A 17,181-nucleotide genomic window follows, 5' to 3' on the forward strand; every position below is an offset into this window, starting at 1 on the left:
ATTATCCGACTCGCCCAACTGCTATTCACTACCGACTACTGACTACTCCCTATTCGCTTGATTTACGCCGCTTCTGCCGCGAGGCGCTGTGCCTTCTCGACCGCTTCCTCGATGCCGCCGACCATGTAGAAGGCGGCTTCCGGCAGGTGATCGTAATCGCCGTTGCAAAGGCCCTTGAAGCCCTTGATGGTGTCGGCGAGGTCGACCAGCTTGCCCGGCGCGCCGGTGAACACTTCGGCGACGAAGAACGGCTGCGACAGGAAGCGCTCGATCTTGCGGGCGCGGGCCACGGTCTGCTTGTCCTCTTCCGAGAGCTCGTCCATGCCCAGGATGGCGATGATGTCCTGCAGCGACTTGTAGCGCTGGAGGATCGACTGCACCTGGCGGGCGACGCCATAATGCTCGTCGCCGACGACCAGCGGGTCGAGCATGCGCGAGGTCGAGTCCAGCGGATCGACGGCCGGATAGATGCCCTTCTCTGCGATCGAACGGTTGAGCGTCGTCGTCGCGTCAAGGTGAGCGAACGAGGTCGCCGGCGCCGGATCGGTCAAGTCGTCGGCCGGCACGTAGATCGCCTGCACCGAGGTGATCGAGCCCTTGGTGGTGGTGGTGATGCGTTCCTGCAGCGCGCCCATGTCGGTGGCGAGCGTCGGCTGGTAGCCCACGGCCGACGGGATGCGGCCGAGCAGAGCCGACACTTCGGAACCCGCCTGCGTGAAGCGGAAGATGTTGTCGACGAAGAACAGCACGTCCTGGCCCTGGTCGCGGAAATATTCGGCGACCGTCAGGCCGGTCAGGCCGACACGGGCGCGCGCGCCCGGCGGCTCGTTCATCTGGCCGTACACCAGCGCTGCCTTGGAGCCTTCGCCGCCGCCCTTCTTGTTGACGCCGGATTCGATGAACTCGTGATAGAGATCGTTGCCTTCGCGGGTGCGCTCGCCGACGCCGGCGAACACCGAATAGCCGCCATGTGCCTTGGCGATGTTGTTGATCAGTTCCTGGATCAGCACGGTCTTGCCGACGCCGGCGCCGCCGAACAGGCCGATCTTGCCGCCCTTGGCGTAAGGCGCCAAGAGGTCGAGCACCTTGATGCCGGTGATCAGGATCTGGGCTTCCGTCGACTGCTCGACATAGGTCGGAGCCGGCTGATGGATCGAGCGCATTTCGATTGCGTCGACCGGGCCTTCTTCGTCGACCGGCTCGCCGATGACGTTGATGATGCGGCCGAGCATGCCTGGGCCGACCGGCACGGTGATCGGAGCGCCGGTGTCGCGCACTTCCTGGCCGCGCACCAGGCCTTCGGTGGAGTCCATGGCAATGCAGCGCACGGTGTTTTCACCCAGATGCTGGGCAACTTCGAGCACCAGGCGGTTGCCGACATTGGTCGTCTCGAGCGCGTTCAGGATCGCCGGCAGGTGATCGCCGAACTGCACGTCGACAACGGCGCCGATGACCTGGCGAACCTTGCCGACAACGCCGGTGGCTTTCGTGGCCATGGCCTGCGTCTTGGCGGCCACGGCCTTGGCCGGCGCCGCTGCTGCCTTGGCCGGAGCAGCCTTTGCCGCCGCTGCCGGAGCCCTGGCCGCTTTCACTGGGGCTGCTGCCTTGGGGGCTGCCGCCTTCGGAGTTGCCTTCTGGGGGGTCGCTGCTTTCGCCATCGTCTTTACCCTTTTCGTCCTTTGTTTCTCACGCGGTCCGGTTCGCGGGACAGTCACCCGCGGACCGCGCCTAGAGCGCCTCGGCGCCCGAAATGATTTCGATCAGTTCCTTGGTGATCTGCGCCTGCCGCTGGCGGTTGTAGGTGATCGATAGCTTGTTGATCATCTCGCCGGCGTTGCGCGTCGCATTGTCCATGGCGCTCATCTTGGCGCCCATTTCGCCGGCGGCGTTTTCGAGCAGCGCCCGGAAAACCTGCACGGAGATGTTGCGCGGGATGAGGTCGGAGAGGATTTCGCCCGGCTCCGGCTCATATTCATAGACGGCGCTGCCGCCATCCACCGCCGCGGCCGGAGCCGAAGCGGTGCTGGCCGGGATGATCTGCTGCGCGGTCGGGATCTGGCTGATCACCGACCTGAACTGCGAGTAGAACAGCGTGCAGATGTCGAAGGCGCCCTCGTTGAAGAGATGGATGACCTTCTTGGCGATCGCATCGGCATTGACGAAGCCGAGCGTCTTGACCTCGCGCAGATCGACACGGTCGATGATCATCGATGCATAGTCGCGGCGCAGGATGTCGAAGCCCTTCTTGCCGACGCAGATGATCTTGACCTGCTTGCCGTCGGTCAGAAGCCGGCGGATGTGATCGCGGGCAAGACGGGCGATCTGCGAATTGAAGCCGCCGCACAGGCCGCGCTCGGCGGTGCAGACCACGAGCAGATGCACGGCGTCCTTGCCGGTGCCCGTCATCAGCGCCGGGGCATCGCCGCCACCGCCGATCGCCTGGGTGATGTTGGCCAGCACGGAACCCATGCGCTCCGAATAGGGGCGCGCCGCTTCCGCCGCCTCTTGCGCACGGCGCAGCTTCGCCGCGGCGACCATCTGCATCGCCTTGGTGATCTTCTGCGTCGCCTTGACCGAGGCGATACGGTTACGAAGGTCTTTTAATGAAGGCATGCTTCAAACCTGATCCCGTCTTGTCTCATCCGGACTGGCGCTTCGCTCAGGCGAAGGTCTTGGCGAAGGCGTCGATCTCGGCCTTGAGCTTGGCGCGCAGATCGTCCGAAAGCGCCTTTTCCTTGCGGATGGCGTCGAGAACGTCCTTGCCCGCCGCACGCATGTGGCTGAGCAGGCCGTGCTCGAACTTGCCGACCTGGTTGACCGGCAGCTTGTCGAGATAGCCGTTGACGCCGGCGAAAATCACCGCGACCTGCTCTTCCGTCTTCAGCGGCGAGAACTGCGGCTGCTTCAGGAGTTCGGTCAGGCGCGATCCGCGGTTGAGCAGGCGCTGCGTGGCGGCGTCGAGATCCGAGCCGAACTGCGCGAAGGCAGCCATTTCGCGGTACTGCGCGAGCTCGCCCTTGATCGAGCCGGCGACCTGCTTCATCGCCTTGATCTGCGCGGCCGAGCCGACGCGGCTGACCGACAGGCCGACGTTGACGGCCGGACGGATGCCCTGGAAGAACAGGTTGGTTTCGAGGAATATCTGGCCGTCGGTGATCGAGATCACGTTGGTCGGGATATAGGCCGACACGTCGTTGGCCTGCGTCTCGATGATCGGCAGGGCGGTCAGCGATCCGCCACCCAGATCGTCGTTGAGCTTGGCGGCGCGCTCGAGCAGGCGCGAGTGCAGGTAGAAGACGTCGCCGGGATAGGCTTCGCGGCCCGGCGGGCGGCGCAGCAACAGCGACATCTGGCGATAGGCGACAGCCTGCTTCGACAGATCGTCATAGCTGATCAGCGCATGCATGCCGTTGTCGCGGAAATATTCGCCCATGGTGCAGCCGGCGAACGGCGCCAGGAACTGCATCGGCGCCGGGTCGGAAGCGGTGGCGGCGATGATGATCGAGTATTCGAGCGCGCCGCGCTCTTCCAGAACCTTGACGAACTGCGCGACGGTCGAACGCTTCTGGCCGACGGCGACGTAGACGCAGTAGAGCTTTTCCTTTTCCGGGCCGTTGTCGTGCACCGACTTCTGGTTGAGCATCGTATCGAGGATGATGGCGGTCTTGCCGGTCTGGCGGTCACCGATGACCAGCTCGCGCTGGCCGCGGCCGACCGGGATCAGCGCGTCGATGGCCTTGAGACCGGTCGACATCGGCTCGTTGACCGATTTGCGCGGAATGATGCCCGGTGCCTTCACGTCGACACGCTTGCGTTCGGTCGCCTTGATCGGCCCCTTGCCGTCGATCGGGTTGCCGAGCGCGTCGACGACGCGGCCGAGCAGGCCGGGGCCGACGGGAACGTCGACGATGGCGCCGGTGCGCTTGACGATGTCGCCTTCCTTGATGTCGCGGTCGGCGCCGAAGATGACGACGCCGACATTGTCGGCTTCGAGGTTGAGCGCCATGCCGCGGATGCCGCCGGGGAACTCGACCATTTCGCCGGCCTGGACATTGTCGAGGCCATAGACGCGGGCGATACCGTCACCGACGGACAGCACCTGTCCGACTTCGGAGACCTCGGCCTCCTTGCCGAAATTCTTGATCTGGTCTTTCAGAATTGCGGAAATTTCCGCGGCGCGGATGTCCATCAGCCGACCTCTTTCAGTGCAAGCTTGAGCGAATTGAGTTTGGTTTTGAGCGACGTATCGATCTGGCGCGAGCCCATCTTGACCACCAGCCCGCCGAGCAGCGACGGATCGACGGTGACGGAAATGGTCACGTCCTTGCCGGCAACGCCCTTCAGCGCCGCCTTGAGTTCGGTCTGCTGGGCCGCGGTCAGCTCATGAGCCGACGTCACGTCGGCGGCGGCCTCGCCACGGTGTTCAGCGGCGATCTGGCGGAATGCCTTGATCATGCCGGGCACCGCGAACAGGCGGCGGTTCTTGGCGACGACGCGCAGGAAATTGCCGGTCAGGCCGGTGATGCCGGCCTTGTCGGCGATCGCCCCGATGGCCTTGGCCTGGTCCTCGCTGGAGAATACCGGGCTGTTGATCAGCCGGGTCAGGTCGGCACTGCCCGCGAGCATGGCCTCGAAACTGGTGAGGTCGGCCTCGACCTTGGCCACGGAATTTGCCTGCGATGCCAGTTCGAACAGCGAACCGGCATAGCGTTCTGCGACACCTGAGATTGGCGATGACGATTGAGCCACGGACCGTCTTTTCTCTTGTCTGACAGGCCGCAGATTGTTGGCGCGAGCAAAAACTCTGGCTAAATCTTTGACCTTACTGCATTTTTTCAAGCACGGAGGCGCGGCTTCCGCTATCCCCGGCCGAAAGTCGATTGCCGTCTAGCACAGGCATTTTAAGACCGCAATGCGTCGTTCCGCATGGTTTTCAGGCACTATTGTCGCATCCGGCGAAAGATCAGCGTCCTGCGCGCCTGAATACCCCAGGATTCAGGGCACAAAGCCGAAGGCAAAGGCGAGCGGCAAGGCCGCGAGCGCCAATTCCACCACAATGGAAACCCAATTGAAAGGTGTATTGGCGCCGTCCGACATCATCGACAGCAGCCGGCCGAAGGCGGTGAACAGCCAGGAAAATCCGAGCGCCATGTAGACCAGCGGCTGCGCGAGCAGGATGCAGCACAGGCCGACTCCGAGATAGAAGCCCGACATGCGGCCGCGCCCCTCGGCGATCGCCGCCGCCTTCTCGGGTTTCGCCTGCAGGCGCAGGAAACGGAACGCCAGCCCCGGCGCCAGGAAAAACAGAAGACCGAGCAGCACGGTGAAGACCGCGCTCGACCAGGCCAGCCATTCGCCCTGGCTCGTCGGCCATGGAAGCGCAAAATCCATCGTGTCCCCTCGAAATGCCTGTTTTGAAAATCGCCGACATTCTAGCGAAGGAAAGAGCCGGCGCCAGATGGCTTCAGCCATTTTAGGAGACGCGCATCAACCGAGTGCGAATTCCACCGCCGCCTCGGCATGGATGCGCGTCGTGTCGAAAACCGGAATGTCGAAATCATCCTGGCCGATGAGCATGGTGATCTCGGTGCAGCCCATGATCAGGCTGTCGGCGGCTTCGTCGCGGCGCAAGCGGTTTGCCTCGGCGACATAGGCCGCCTTCGAGGCTTCGGTGACGATGCCCTGACAGAGTTCCTCGTAGATGACGCGATGCACCATGTCGCGCCCGGCCGAATCCGGCACCACTGGCGACAGGCCATATTTGTCGGCAAGCCGGCCCTTGTAGAAGTCCTGCTCCATGGTGAACCGCGTTGCCAGCAGCGCCGGCCGCCGCAGGCCGGCCTGCCTGACCGTGGCCGCGGTGGCGTCGGCGATATGGATCAGCGGGATCGACACAGCCGCCTGCACCTGGTCGGCCAGTCTGTGCATGGTGTTGGTGCACAGAAGCAGGCCCTCCGCACCGCCGGCCTCAAGTTTGTGTGCGGCATCGATCAGCAGTGCACGGGCACCGTCCCAGTCGCCATCATGCTGCCGGTCGGCGATCTCGGCGAAATCGAACGACCAGAGCAGCAGCTTCGCCGAATGCAGACCGCCCAGCCGCTCGCGCACGATCTCGTTGAGCAGGCGGTAGTAGATGGCGGTCGATTCCCAGCTCATACCGCCGAGCAGGCCTAAGGTTTTCATGAGATCTTCCGTTTCTCTCGTCGAGGCAGCTGTAGCTGAATTTGTGTTCCTACAAAAAGCTCTGCGGGTCGATGTCGACTTGCACCCGAACCGAGCCGCGCTGTTTCGGCCCGTTGGCCAGCATGGTGCGGATGAACCCCTGCATGTCGGCGCGCCGTTCGCCCTGGATCAGCAGGCGGAAGCGATGACGACCGCCGAGCAACGATAATGGCGCTTCCGCCGGCCCGAGCACGAACAGATCCGGCGCCTCCGGTGCGGAGCGGCGCAGGCCGCGTGCATGGCCTTCCGCTTCCGCCCGCGTCACCGCGCTGACGATGACGCCTGCCAGCCGGCCGAAGGGCGGCAAGGCAGCGCGTTCGCGCTCTGAAATCTCGCGCTGGTAGAAAGACTCGGCATTGCCGGAGACGATCGCCCGCATCACCGGATGGTCGGGCTGGAAGGTCTGCAGCAGGCCAAGGCTCTTCTTGCCGGTGCGGCCGGCACGGCCGGTCACCTGGCTGAGCAGCTGGAAGGTGCGCTCGGCGGCGCGCGGATCGCCATTGGCAAGGCCCAGATCGGCATCGACGACGCCGACCAGCGTCATGTTCGGGAAATTGTGACCCTTGGCGACCAGTTGCGTGCCGATGACGATATCGGCCTCGCCGTTGGCGATAGCCTCCAGTTCCAGCCGCAACCGTCGTACACCCCCCATTATATCCGACGACAGCACGATGGTACGCGCGTCCGGGAAATGCGTGACGACCTCTTCGGCGATGCGCTCGACTCCCGGCCCGCAAGCGACCAGATGGTCGAGCGTGCCGCATTCGGGGCAGGCTTCCGGACGGCGCTCATTGTGACCGCAGTGATGACACACCAACTGGCCGCGAAAGCGGTGTTCGACCAGCCAGGCCGAGCACACCGGGCAGCCGAAGCGATGGCCGCAGACCCGGCACAGCGTCAGCGGCGCATAGCCGCGCCGGTTGAGGAACAGCAGCGACTGTTCCTGCTTCTCCAGCGTCTTGCGCATATGGTCGATCAGCACCGGCGACAGGAAGCCGCCACGGGCCGGCGGCGCGCGGCGCATGTCGATCGACTTGAGATCGGGAAGTGCCGCCTCAGCGAAGCGGGCGGAAAGAACAGCCCTGGCATAGCGGCCCTGGCTTGCGTTGACCCGGCTTTCGACCGACGGCGTCGCCGACGCCAGGACCACCGGAAAGCTGCCAATATGCCCGCGCACGACAGCCATGTCGCGCGCATTGTAGAAGACACGGTCTTCCTGCTTGTAGGCCGGGTCGTGCTCCTCGTCGACCACGATCAGGCCAAGTTCCTTGAACGGCAGGAACAGCGCCGAGCGTGCGCCGGCGACGACACGCACGCCCCCTTCCGCCACTTGCCGCCAGACTTTTTCGCGCATCCTGGGCGGCAGATCGGAATGCCATTCCCCCGGCTTGGCGCCGAAGCGCTGCTGGAAGCGTTCGAGGAAAGCATGCGTCAGCGCGATTTCCGGCAGCAGGATCAGCACCTGTTTTCCCTGATCGAGCGCGGCCGCCACCGCCTCGAAATAGACCTCCGTCTTGCCGGATCCGGTGACGCCGTCGAGCAGCGCGACGTTGAACGTGCCGGCCGCCACATTGGCGCGCAGCATCGACGCGGCGTCGTTCTGGTCCGGCATCAGATCCGGCACGGCATAGCTTGGGTCGGGTGCGGCCACCACCGGGCGCGGCGGGATCATCACCGTTTCGAACACGCCTTGCGCTTTCAGCCCCTCGATCACCGTCGACGACACGCCGGCGGCATGCGCCAGCCCCGAGCGCGTCCAGGCCAGCCCGCCTTCGGCTGTCTCCAGCACCCGCGTCCTCGCATCCGTCATCCGATCGGGCATGACGAGCGTCCGCTGCAGCCCTTCGATCCAGGGTTCGGGATCGAAGGCTTCCGGCGCACGCAACAGCATGCGCGCCACCATGCCCGGCGCCGACAGCGTGTATTGCGCCACCCAGTCGACGAAGCGGCGCATGGCGCGATCGATCGGCGGACAGTCGAAAACCTGTTCGATCGGGCGCAATTTCTTCGCATCGACCTGCTCGACCACGCCGTCCCAGACGATGCCCGCGACCTGGCGCGGCCCGAGCGGCACGCGCACGATCGAACCCGGCACCACCCACATGCCGGCCGGCACGGCATAGGTGTAGGGGCGTTCGGCCGGCATCGGCACCAGCACCGGTGCGGCTGCGACAAAGGGCGAATCTTCGATCATGAGGCGTGACCTTGCCCCGACTTTGCTCTAGATCAAAGGGCAACGCTGAACGTGCCTTCGCAGGCGCCACGAAATCGTCAGGAGACCGCCATGAAATTTTTTGCCGACACAGCCGATATCAAGGAAATCCGTGAACTGATCGATCTGGGGTTGCTCGACGGCGTCACCACCAACCCGTCGCTGATCCTGAAATCGGGCGGCAAAATCGCCGAGGTCACCAAGCAGATCTGCGACATCGTCGAAGGCCCGGTTTCCGCGGAAGTCGTGGCGACCGAATACAAGCAGATGATGGCCGAGGCCGAGGTGCTGGCCAAGATCGCACCGAATGTCGCCATCAAGGTGCCGTTGACGCTGGACGGATTGAAGGCCTGCAAGACGATCCGCACCGAGATGAACCGCATGGTCAACGTCACGCTGTGCTTCTCGGCCAACCAGGCGCTGCTCGCCGCCAAGGCAGGCGCCTCCTTCATCTCGCCCTTCGTCGGCCGCATCGACGATACCGGCTCTGACGGCATGGAAGTGATCCAGGAGATCCGTCAGATCTACGACAATTACGATTTCCAGACCGAGATCCTGACCGCTTCCGTGCGCACAGTGAACCACGTGAAGCAGGCGGCGCTCATCGGCGCCGATATCGTCACCGCGCCACCCGCGACCCTGAAGGCGCTGGTCAATCACCCGCTGACCGACAAGGGCCTTGCCGCCTTCCTCGCCGACTGGGCAAAGACCGGCCAGAAAATCGGCTGAGCGAGCTTATGCCCGATACGAAAAAGGCCGGGCAACCGGCCTTTTTATGCGTTGCGGATCAAGGGGCCGATCGATCCGTGCCGTCATCCCCAGGGATGGTTACCGGTGGGCGCTTGCCCGCCATGATCTCGCGCTTGCCGACATGGTTCGGTGCGCCGACCAGACCCTCCTTCTCCATCCGCTCGACCAGTGAAGCGGCGCGGTTGTAGCCGATGCCAAGGCGGCGCTGGATGTAGGACGTCGAACATTTCTTGTCGCGCAACACCACCTTGACCGCCTCGTCATAGCTGGAATCGCCGTCCTCGGCGGCAACGGCTCCCTTGTCGAAGACCGCTCCCTGGTCGTCTTCCTCTTCCTCTTCATCCTCGTCGGCCGTTACGGTCTCCAGATATTCGGGGCGGCCCTGCGCCTTCAGATGCGCCACGACATGCTCGACCTCGGCGTCGGACACAAAGGGGCCGTGCACGCGGGCGATGCGCCCGCCGCCCATCATGTGCAGCATGTCGCCCTGGCCGAGCAGTTGCTCGGCACCCTGCTCGCCCAAAATGGTGCGGCTGTCGATCTTCGAGGTGACCTGGAAGGAGATGCGGGTCGGGAAGTTGGCCTTGATCGTGCCGGTGATGACGTCGACAGAGGGCCGCTGCGTTGCCATGATCAGGTGGATCCCGGCGGCGCGCGCCATCTGCGCCAGGCGCTGGATTGCGCCTTCGATCTCCTTGCCGGCGACCATCATCAGGTCGGCCATCTCGTCGACGATGACGACGATGTAGGGCATCGGCGCTAGGTCGATCTCCTGCTGTTCGAACAGCGGTTCGCCGGTGCCCTTCTCGAAGCCGGCTTGCACGGTCATGACGACCGTCTCGCCCTTGTCGCGGGCAGTGGCGGCACGCTCATTGTAGCCGTCGATATTGCGCACGCCGAGCCGCGCCATCTTGCGATAGCGGTCTTCCATCTCGCGCACCGCCCATTTGAGCGCGGTAACCGCCTTCTTGGGATCGGTGACGACGGGCGTCAGAAGGTGCGGGATACCGTCATAGACTGATAGTTCGAGCATCTTCGGGTCGACCATGATCAGCCGGCATTCTTCCGGTTTCAGCCGGTAGAGCAGCGACAGGATCATGGTGTTGATGGCGACCGACTTGCCGGACCCGGTGGTGCCGGCGACGAGCAGATGCGGCATTTTCGCCAGCTCGGCGATGACAGGTTCGCCGCCGATCGTCTTGCCAAGGCAAAGCGCCAGCTTGCAGCTGGTCTTGCGGAAGCCCTGCGATTCGATCAGTTCACGGAAATAGACGGTCTCGCGTGTCTCGTTCGGCAACTCGATGCCGATGACATTGCGGCCGGGCACCACGGCGACGCGCGCCGAGACCGCCGACATGGAGCGAGCGATATCGTCGGCGAGACCAATCACGCGGGAGGATTTGACGCCGGGCGCCGGTTCGAACTCGTAAAGGGTAACGACCGGGCCGGGGCGAACATGGATGATCTCGCCGCGCACGCCGAAATCCTCCAGCACGCTTTCCAGGAGATCGGCATTCTGCTCGAGCCGCTCCTGCGACATGTAGAAGCCCTGCCCTTCCGGCGGCTGCTGCAGCAGCTCCTCCGAGGGAAGCGCGTAGCCTTCGCCCGTCACCGGCTGCACAACCTTTCCGGCCATGGGCAGCGACGGCGAACGCACGGCGGGAACGGTTTCCTCCACGCGTTGCAAAAGTGGCGCCGGGGCGGCGCTGGTTGCGGCAGGCGCCGTCGCGGCCGTTGTCCGAGCCAGCCGGGCGGCTCTGCCCGCCGGGACGGCCGGCTCGACCACCACCTTGTTGGAGTTGGCCGGAAAGACGTCCGGCAGGGCAGGTGGAACCTGGCCAGGAAGGCATTCGATGACACGGAACAAGGCGGTGACATCGGCCACCGCCGGTCCTGAGACATCGGCCCGGGCGGCGGCAACCGGCGGAGCCGGCACCGGTGCACGCGGGACCGGGCTGACTTGGCGGGCGGGCGTCACGTCGACCAGAAGCGGCGCCAAGCCCTCGAAGAAGGCGTGATCCGAAAGATAGGGCCGCCGCGCTTTTTCAGCGGGGGCTGCTTTGGCCGGCGCGCCATTCCCGACAACGGGCGCCGGGCGCGTGGCCGCCCGTGCCGTTGCTGGCACCTTTAGAGCCGCCGGCGCAACGCCTTGCGCCGTCTCGCCGCTACGCGCCGGCTGAGCGGGCCCGGCCGGTGCCGGTCCGCGATGCATGACGGTGCCAGGACCGACCTGCTGCGTCGGGAGCGCCTGCCGTGCGTCCTGCTCGGCAACGTCGTCCTGCGGTTGGCGGTGCTTTGGCTCATAGTCCGGCGTGCGTGTAAAACGCACATTGGGCGCAAGGAAAAAATACTCTTGCCAGGCCGGGCTTTCGGTGTCGCCACCCTGCGGGAAAGAAGCGCCGGACTGGCGGACATCGACCTTGCCGCGCGGGCCGCCGGAACGCTCTCCTTGGGGGTCATCGGGCGCAGCTGTGTGCAACGAATTGATCCGAGAAAAACGCCTGGCTTCCATGCTCAAGACTCACTGTGAAACGACTGCCGAGCAATAGGGAGCGAGTGGTTAACAGTTGCTTCCCGTCAGCGTCGCTGGAGCGATCGAGACGCATCTTTCGCGGCGAAGCGCTGGGCTGGAAAGCGGGGCGAACCTTGGTCACGGGAAAAACCCGCGGACAGCATTCACATGGCGCCAAAAGCCCAGCTGCCGGCGCGTTTCCGTCACCCGGACACAGGATCGGGACATCGAGAGAATGAAAGAGGGCGTTCGGCCCTCTTTGAGACGGCGAACGCGCTAGCTGGCCGCCTTGCCGTGCCGGGCCAGATCCTGGGCGATCGACAGCTGCAGGGCTTCAGCCAGTTCGCGCGCGGCGCGGTTCTCGGCGTCGATCTGCGCCCGGTAGGAGGCAAACTCCTGACGTGGCCTGTCGAAGGACGAGGTGATCGCCCGCTTGCCGACGGCGATCACCGCGCCGGTTTTCACATCGGTCAGCGTGTAGCCCGCGGTCAGCGTCACCGAACCGGCGGTCGGCTCGTCCTGATCAGTTCCATTCTGTACCAGCGCCGAGGATTCAACGCCTTCGCTCACGCCGAGGTCGAGCGAATAAAGCGGCGAGGCGGGCTCGCCGGCGCCGCGCCCGAACCCGAAGATCAGATTGTTACGCACCTGCTGGGCATAGCGCGTCCGGACCGGCTTGACGGCGATCGATGCCATCTCGGCATTGGCGGTCGAGCCCGTCGACAACGGCGCGCTCGAATAGAGCGGCCGCACCTGACAGGCCGAAATGAGCGCCAGCGAACCGACGAGGCCGGCAAGCGCGATGCGGCGCAGCAGACGGCCCAGCTCTGTCTTTTCCCGATCAGGCAACGACATTGACGATCCTCTGCGGCACGATGATCACCTTGCGCGGAGCCTTACCTTCAAGTGCTTTCTGCACGAAGTCGAGAGCCAAGACCGCTTTTTCGACCGCACCTTGGTCCGCGTCGCGGGCAATTGTCAAATCCCCCCGCTTCTTGCCGTTGACCTGCACCGGATAGGTGACTTCGTTGTCGACGACCAGTGCCGGATCGAAGACCGGCCACGGCCGTTCGGCCACCAGATCGACGCCGCCCAGCGTCTCCCAGCACTCTTCAGCCAGGTGCGGCATCACGGGCGCGATCAGATGCACCATGATCTCGACCGCCTCGCGGCAGGCGCTTTTCAGCGCCGGAACGGCCTTGCCTTCCGCCACTTCGTTGAGCGGGGCTGTCAACGCGTTGGTAAGTTCATAGATGCGAGCAATGGCGCGGTTGAAGGCGAGCTTCTCGATGTCTTCGCCAACCGCCTTCAGGATCTTGTGCGCGGCCTTGGAAACCGCCCCGGCCTCGCCGTCATCGGCCGCCTTGGGCGTGACCCCTGCCAACGTCTCGGCCGCCGTCGACACCAGCCGCCAGATGCGCTGCATGAAGCGATGCGCGCCGGCGGCACCGTCGTCGGTCCACTCGACGTCGCGCTCGGGCGGCGAATCCGACAGCATGAACCAGCGCGCCGTGTCGGCGCCGTAGCCATCGGTGATGTCTTCCGGGCTCACCGTGTTCTTCTTCGACTTCGACATCTTCTCGAGCGGGCCGATGGTGACCGCCTCGCCGGTGGCGACGTCGATGGCGCGGCGCTTGCCGTCGACGTCCTCCAGACGAACCTCGGTCGGCGCCAGCCAGCGCCCATTCGACGCCGAGCCGACACGGTAGGTTTCGTGAACCACCATGCCTTGCGTGAACAGGCCTTTGAACGGCTCGGCCAGGGCAACATGGCCGGTCTCGCGCATGGCGCGGGTGAAGAAGCGCGAATAGAGCAGATGCAGGATCGCATGCTCGATGCCGCCGATATATTGGTCGACCGCCAGCCACTCGTTCGCTGCCTTGGGATCGGTCGGTTCATGCGCCCAGGGCGCGGTGAAGCGGGCGAAATACCAGGACGAATCCACGAACGTGTCCATCGTGTCGGTTTCGCGCCGCGCGTCCTTGCCGCATTGCGGGCACTTCACATGCCGCCAGGTCGGGTGACGGTCGAGCGGATTGCCTGGCCGGTCGAAATCGACATCGTCGGGCAGCTTGACCGGCAGATCGGCCTTCGGCACCGGCACCACGCCGCAATCCTCGCAATGGATCATCGGGATCGGGCAGCCCCAGTAGCGCTGGCGCGAAATGCCCCAGTCGCGCAGGCGGAAATTCACCTTGCGCTCGGCCATTGGCCGGTTGCCGATGGTCTTTTGCTCCAGCAGCCTGGCGACTTCATCGAAAGCGCTGTCCGGCGCCATGCCGTCGAGGAACCGCGAATTGATCATCGCGCCATCGTCGACATAGGCCTCGTCGACGATCTGGAACGTCTTGGGATCGGCGCCGTCAGGCATCACCACCGGCACCACCGGCAGGCCGTATTTGTTGGCGAAGTCGAGGTCGCGCTGGTCATGCGCCGGACAGCCGAAGATGGCGCCAGTGCCGTACTCCATCAGCACGAAATTGGCGACGTAGACAGGCAGCGTCCAGCTGTCGTCGAAGGGATGGACGACGCGGATGCCGGTGTCGAAGCCCTTCTTCTCGGCCGTCTCGAGCGCCGCCACCGAAGTGCCCATATGGCGCACTTCGTCGATGAACTTCGCCAGGGCCGGATTGGTCGCCGCGGCCTTCTTGGCCAGCGGATGATCGGCGGCGATTGCCATGAACGAGGCGCCGAAAATGGTGTCCGGCCTTGTCGTGTAGACTTCCAGCTCATGCTCGCCGGCGATTTCCGAGGCCAGCGGCCAGCGGATCAGCAGGCCTTCCGAACGGCCGATCCAGTTCTGCTGCATCAGCTTCACTTTTTCGGGCCACTCGTCGAGACCGTCCAACGAATCCAGCAAATCCTGGGCAAAGTCGGTGATCTTGAAGAACCATTGCGTCAGCTCGCGCTGTTCAACCAGCGCGCCGGAGCGCCAGCCGCGCCCGTCGATGACCTGCTCGTTGGCGAGCACCGTCATGTCCTCCGGATCCCAGTTGACCTTGGAGGATTTGCGCGTCACCAGCCCCTTCTCGACGAAGTCGAGGAACAGCATCTGCTGGCGGTGGTAGTAATCGACGTCGCAGGTGGCGAATTCGCGCGCCCAGTCCAGCGACAGGCCCATTACCTTGAGCTGCTCGCGCATGGCGGCGATGTTCTGGTAGGTCCATTCCTTGGGATGCACCTTGTTCTGCATCGCGGCGTTCTCAGCCGGCATGCCGAAGGCATCCCAGCCCATCGGATGCAGCACGTTGAAACCCTTGGCGCGCTTGTAGCGGGCCACCACGTCGCCCATCGTGTAATTGCGGGTATGGCCGATATGGATGCGCCCCGACGGATAGGGGAACATTTCCAGCACGTAGTATTTCGGACGCGGATCGTCATTGTGCGCTTCGAAAAGCTTCTTCTCGGCCCAGGCCTTCTGCCATTTGGGTTCTGACGCGCGCGGGTTGTATCGTTCGGTTGCCATGGGACGTTTTTCACTTAAAAGCATGCGGACTGCGGGCAAGAGCCCGGCAGTTCATGAAATGTGGTCCGGGTGTTCACCATGGTTTGGCAAACCCGTCAACCATATGGGCATCGCGGCTGACAAAAACGCGGGTCAAAACAGCGGGATTTGCATATGGGCGACACCGTTCAGCAGTTTTTCGCGGTCAAGGCGAAGATCGCCGCCGCCGAGCGGGAGGCCGGCCGTGAAGCCGGCGCGGTGACGCTGGTGGCGGTCTCCAAGACCTTCGACGCCGCCGACATAGGCCCGGTGATCGAGGCCGGCCAGCGCGTCTTCGGCGAAAACCGCGTGCAGGAAGCGCAAGGCAAATGGCCTGACCTGAAGGAAGCTTTCCCCGACATCGAACTGCATTTGATCGGCCCGCTGCAGTCGAACAAGGCGAGGGAAGCGGTGGCGCTGTTCGAGGTCATCGAGACGGTCGACCGCGACAAGATCGCCGCGGAGCTCGCCAAGGAAATTGTCCGGCAAGGCCGTGCGCCAAAACTCTATATCCAGGTGAACACCGGTTCCGAACCGCAGAAAGCCGGGATCGAACCGAGCGAGGCGGTCGCCTTCGTCAGACGCTGCCGGGAAGTGCATGGCCTCGGCATCGAAGGCCTGATGTGCATCCCGCCGGCGGACGAGAACCCCGGCCCCCACTTCGCCTTGTTGGAGAAACTCGGCAAGGAAGCCGGGGTCGCCAAACTGTCGATGGGCATGTCCGGCGACTTCGAGACCGCGATCGCCTTTGGCGCCACCAGCGTCAGGGTCGGTTCGGCGATTTTTGGAAGCCGGTAGTCCGAATTTCCAGCTTGCCGTGCATATCGCTGGGCCTGATCCACAAGCACCATTATACCAGTGCTTGAAACGAAACGTGCCGTTCCTATTTGCCTTGATGTCACCGCACATCTTCCTGGAGTCTCACGATGCGTTACAATCAGCTTGGAAACACGGGGCTATTCGTCTCCGAACTTTGCCTCGGCACCATGACCTTCGGCGCCGCCGGCCAGAACGCCCAATGGGGCCTGATCGCCAGCCTCGACCAGAAGGGCGTCAACGAGATCGTCGGCCGCTCGATCGCCGCCGGCGTCAACTTCTTCGACACGGCCGACGTCTATTCCGTCGGCGAGTCCGAACGCCTGCTTGGTCAGTCGCTTAGGGATCTCGGTGTTGCCCGGTCAAACGTGGTCATCGCCACCAAGGTCCACGGCGCCATGGGTGAGGGACCAAACCAGCGCGGCTCCTCGCGCGGCCATATCATGGATTCGGTCGACGCCAGCTTGGAGCGGCTGCAGCTCGACCATATCGATCTCTATCAGTTGCACGGCACCGATGCGGTGACGCCGATCGACGAGACGCTGCGGGCACTTGATGACCTCGTCTCCAGCGGCAAGGTCCGCTATGTCGGTGTCTCCAACTGGCAGGCTTGGCGCATCGCCAAGGCGCTCGGCATCGCCGACCGCAAGGGCTTTGCCCGCTTCGAGACCGTCCAGTCCTATTATTCGATCGCCGGCCGCGACCTCGAACGCGAGATCGTGCCGCTGATCAACGAGGAGAAGCTCGGCCTGATGGTGTGGTCGCCGATGGCTGGCGGGCTGCTGTCCGGCAAATATGGGCCCGGCGCGCCGGGCAATGGCGAGGGCCGCCGCGCGTCCTTCAACTTCCCGCCGGTCAACGAGGACCGTGCCTGGGCGGCGGTCGCCGTCATGCGGGAGGTCGCCGAGAAGCATGATGTCGGCGTCGCGACCGTGGCGCTCGGCTATGTCCTGGCAAAGCCTTTCGTGATGAGCGTGATTATCGGCGCCAGCCGCATGGACCAGCTCGAGCAGAACCTTGCCGCCACCAGCCTCAAGCTCGATGCCGACGATCTCGCCAGGCTTGACGAAGTGAGCGCACTGCCCGCCGAATATCCCGGCTGGATGGTCGAACGCCAGGGCGCCGGCCGTCGTCCGGGGCCTTTCGTGCCGAAGGCATAGCGCGTACCGCTGGCAAGTCGGTCCT

At 64.3% G+C, this 17,181-nt stretch carries 13 protein-coding genes; 3 read left to right on the forward strand and 10 right to left on the reverse strand.

Going from position 1 to position 17,181, the window contains the following annotated elements:
* Nucleotides 1-62: 62 nt before the first annotated feature.
* The 7 genes from atpD to LB571_RS01515 form a co-directional block, all read right to left on the reverse strand.
* Entirely contained in the window at nucleotides 63-1,658 is a 1,596-nt protein-coding gene (atpD, locus tag LB571_RS01485; protein WP_015315173.1) for a F0F1 ATP synthase subunit beta, read from the reverse strand.
* 70 nt (nucleotides 1,659-1,728) lie between these two features.
* Complete coding sequence (locus LB571_RS01490) at nucleotides 1,729-2,613, reverse strand: F0F1 ATP synthase subunit gamma (protein ID WP_015315172.1); 885 nt, start codon at nucleotides 2,611-2,613, stop codon at nucleotides 1,729-1,731.
* Nucleotides 2,614-2,659: 46 nt separating this feature from the next.
* On the reverse strand, nucleotides 2,660-4,189 hold the full coding sequence (gene atpA / locus LB571_RS01495) for a F0F1 ATP synthase subunit alpha (protein ID WP_015315171.1): 1,530 nt from the start codon (nucleotides 4,187-4,189) through the stop codon (nucleotides 2,660-2,662).
* The gene (locus LB571_RS01500) at nucleotides 4,189-4,749 is read right to left on the reverse strand and encodes a F0F1 ATP synthase subunit delta (protein ID WP_015315170.1); all 561 of its coding nucleotides are present in this window, start codon (nucleotides 4,747-4,749) and stop codon (nucleotides 4,189-4,191) included. Before LB571_RS01500 ends, atpA begins: the two co-directional genes overlap by 1 nt.
* Nucleotides 4,750-4,995: 246 nt before the next feature.
* Nucleotides 4,996-5,391: a DUF4345 family protein gene (locus LB571_RS01505; RefSeq protein ID WP_224591760.1), complete on the reverse strand. Its 396-nt coding sequence runs from the start codon at nucleotides 5,389-5,391 to the stop codon at nucleotides 4,996-4,998.
* A gap of 96 nt (nucleotides 5,392-5,487) precedes the next feature.
* Nucleotides 5,488-6,183 carry an aspartate/glutamate racemase family protein gene (locus tag LB571_RS01510; protein ID WP_224591762.1) on the reverse strand — a complete coding sequence of 232 codons (696 nt, stop codon included), beginning with the start codon at nucleotides 6,181-6,183 and terminating at the stop codon, nucleotides 5,488-5,490.
* 49 nt (nucleotides 6,184-6,232) lie between these two features.
* A complete protein-coding gene (locus tag LB571_RS01515; protein ID WP_224591765.1) occupies nucleotides 6,233-8,416 on the reverse strand; it encodes a primosomal protein N' in 2,184 nt (727 codons plus the stop codon).
* A 90-nt stretch (nucleotides 8,417-8,506) separates the two neighbouring features.
* Between LB571_RS01515 and fsa the strand changes: the two genes are divergently transcribed.
* Nucleotides 8,507-9,163, forward strand: a complete 657-nt coding sequence (gene fsa / locus LB571_RS01520) for a fructose-6-phosphate aldolase (protein ID WP_015315164.1) — start codon at nucleotides 8,507-8,509, stop codon at nucleotides 9,161-9,163.
* Nucleotides 9,164-9,221: 58 nt separating this feature from the next.
* Here the strand turns inward: fsa and LB571_RS01525 are convergent, their stop codons facing one another.
* From LB571_RS01525 to leuS, 3 genes are all read right to left on the reverse strand, one after another.
* Nucleotides 9,222-11,696, reverse strand: a complete 2,475-nt coding sequence (locus LB571_RS01525) for a DNA translocase FtsK (RefSeq protein ID WP_224591768.1) — start codon at nucleotides 11,694-11,696, stop codon at nucleotides 9,222-9,224.
* Between the two features lie 276 nt (nucleotides 11,697-11,972).
* Nucleotides 11,973-12,551, reverse strand: coding sequence for an LPS assembly lipoprotein LptE (locus tag LB571_RS01530; RefSeq protein WP_015315162.1), 579 nt, complete (start codon nucleotides 12,549-12,551; stop codon nucleotides 11,973-11,975).
* Nucleotides 12,538-15,162: a leucine--tRNA ligase gene (gene leuS, locus LB571_RS01535; protein ID WP_224591771.1), complete on the reverse strand. Its 2,625-nt coding sequence runs from the start codon at nucleotides 15,160-15,162 to the stop codon at nucleotides 12,538-12,540. Before leuS ends, LB571_RS01530 begins: the two co-directional genes overlap by 14 nt.
* A 153-nt stretch (nucleotides 15,163-15,315) precedes the next feature.
* Between leuS and LB571_RS01540 the strand changes: the two genes are divergently transcribed.
* Together LB571_RS01540 and LB571_RS01545 are read left to right on the forward strand one after the other, a co-directional pair.
* Nucleotides 15,316-15,978 (forward strand): YggS family pyridoxal phosphate-dependent enzyme, encoded by a 663-nt coding sequence (locus LB571_RS01540; RefSeq protein WP_224591772.1) that lies wholly within the window; start codon nucleotides 15,316-15,318, stop codon nucleotides 15,976-15,978.
* Nucleotides 15,979-16,106: 128 nt separating this feature from the next.
* On the forward strand, nucleotides 16,107-17,156 hold the full coding sequence (locus LB571_RS01545) for an aldo/keto reductase (protein WP_015315159.1): 1,050 nt from the start codon (nucleotides 16,107-16,109) through the stop codon (nucleotides 17,154-17,156).
* Nucleotides 17,157-17,181: the final 25 nt, after the last annotated feature.

This window comes from Mesorhizobium sp. BR1-1-4 (genome assembly GCF_020165375.1).
In the GTDB taxonomy this organism is placed as follows: Bacteria; Pseudomonadota; Alphaproteobacteria; order Rhizobiales; family Rhizobiaceae; genus Mesorhizobium; species Mesorhizobium australicum.

Bases quoted from the DNA above. Each gene is read 5' to 3' on its own strand.
- atpD (WP_015315173.1), bottom strand. From the start codon at position 1,658: ATGGCGAAAGCAGCGACCCCCCAGAAGGCAACTCCGAAGGCGGCAGCC.
- LB571_RS01490 (WP_015315172.1), bottom strand. From the start codon at position 2,613: ATGCCTTCATTAAAAGACCTTCGTAACCGTATCGCCTCGGTCAAGGCG.
- atpA (WP_015315171.1), bottom strand. From the start codon at position 4,189: ATGGACATCCGCGCCGCGGAAATTTCCGCAATTCTGAAAGACCAGATC.
- LB571_RS01505 (WP_224591760.1), bottom strand. From the start codon at position 5,391: ATGGATTTTGCGCTTCCATGGCCGACGAGCCAGGGCGAATGGCTGGCC.
- LB571_RS01510 (WP_224591762.1), bottom strand. From the start codon at position 6,183: ATGAAAACCTTAGGCCTGCTCGGCGGTATGAGCTGGGAATCGACCGCC.
- LB571_RS01515 (WP_224591765.1), bottom strand. From the start codon at position 8,416: ATGATCGAAGATTCGCCCTTTGTCGCAGCCGCACCGGTGCTGGTGCCG.
- fsa (WP_015315164.1), top strand. From the start codon at position 8,507: ATGAAATTTTTTGCCGACACAGCCGATATCAAGGAAATCCGTGAACTG.
- LB571_RS01525 (WP_224591768.1), bottom strand. From the start codon at position 11,696: ATGGAAGCCAGGCGTTTTTCTCGGATCAATTCGTTGCACACAGCTGCG.
- LB571_RS01530 (WP_015315162.1), bottom strand. From the start codon at position 12,551: ATGTCGTTGCCTGATCGGGAAAAGACAGAGCTGGGCCGTCTGCTGCGC.
- leuS (WP_224591771.1), bottom strand. From the start codon at position 15,162: ATGGCAACCGAACGATACAACCCGCGCGCGTCAGAACCCAAATGGCAG.
- LB571_RS01540 (WP_224591772.1), top strand. From the start codon at position 15,316: ATGGGCGACACCGTTCAGCAGTTTTTCGCGGTCAAGGCGAAGATCGCC.
- LB571_RS01545 (WP_015315159.1), top strand. From the start codon at position 16,107: ATGCGTTACAATCAGCTTGGAAACACGGGGCTATTCGTCTCCGAACTT.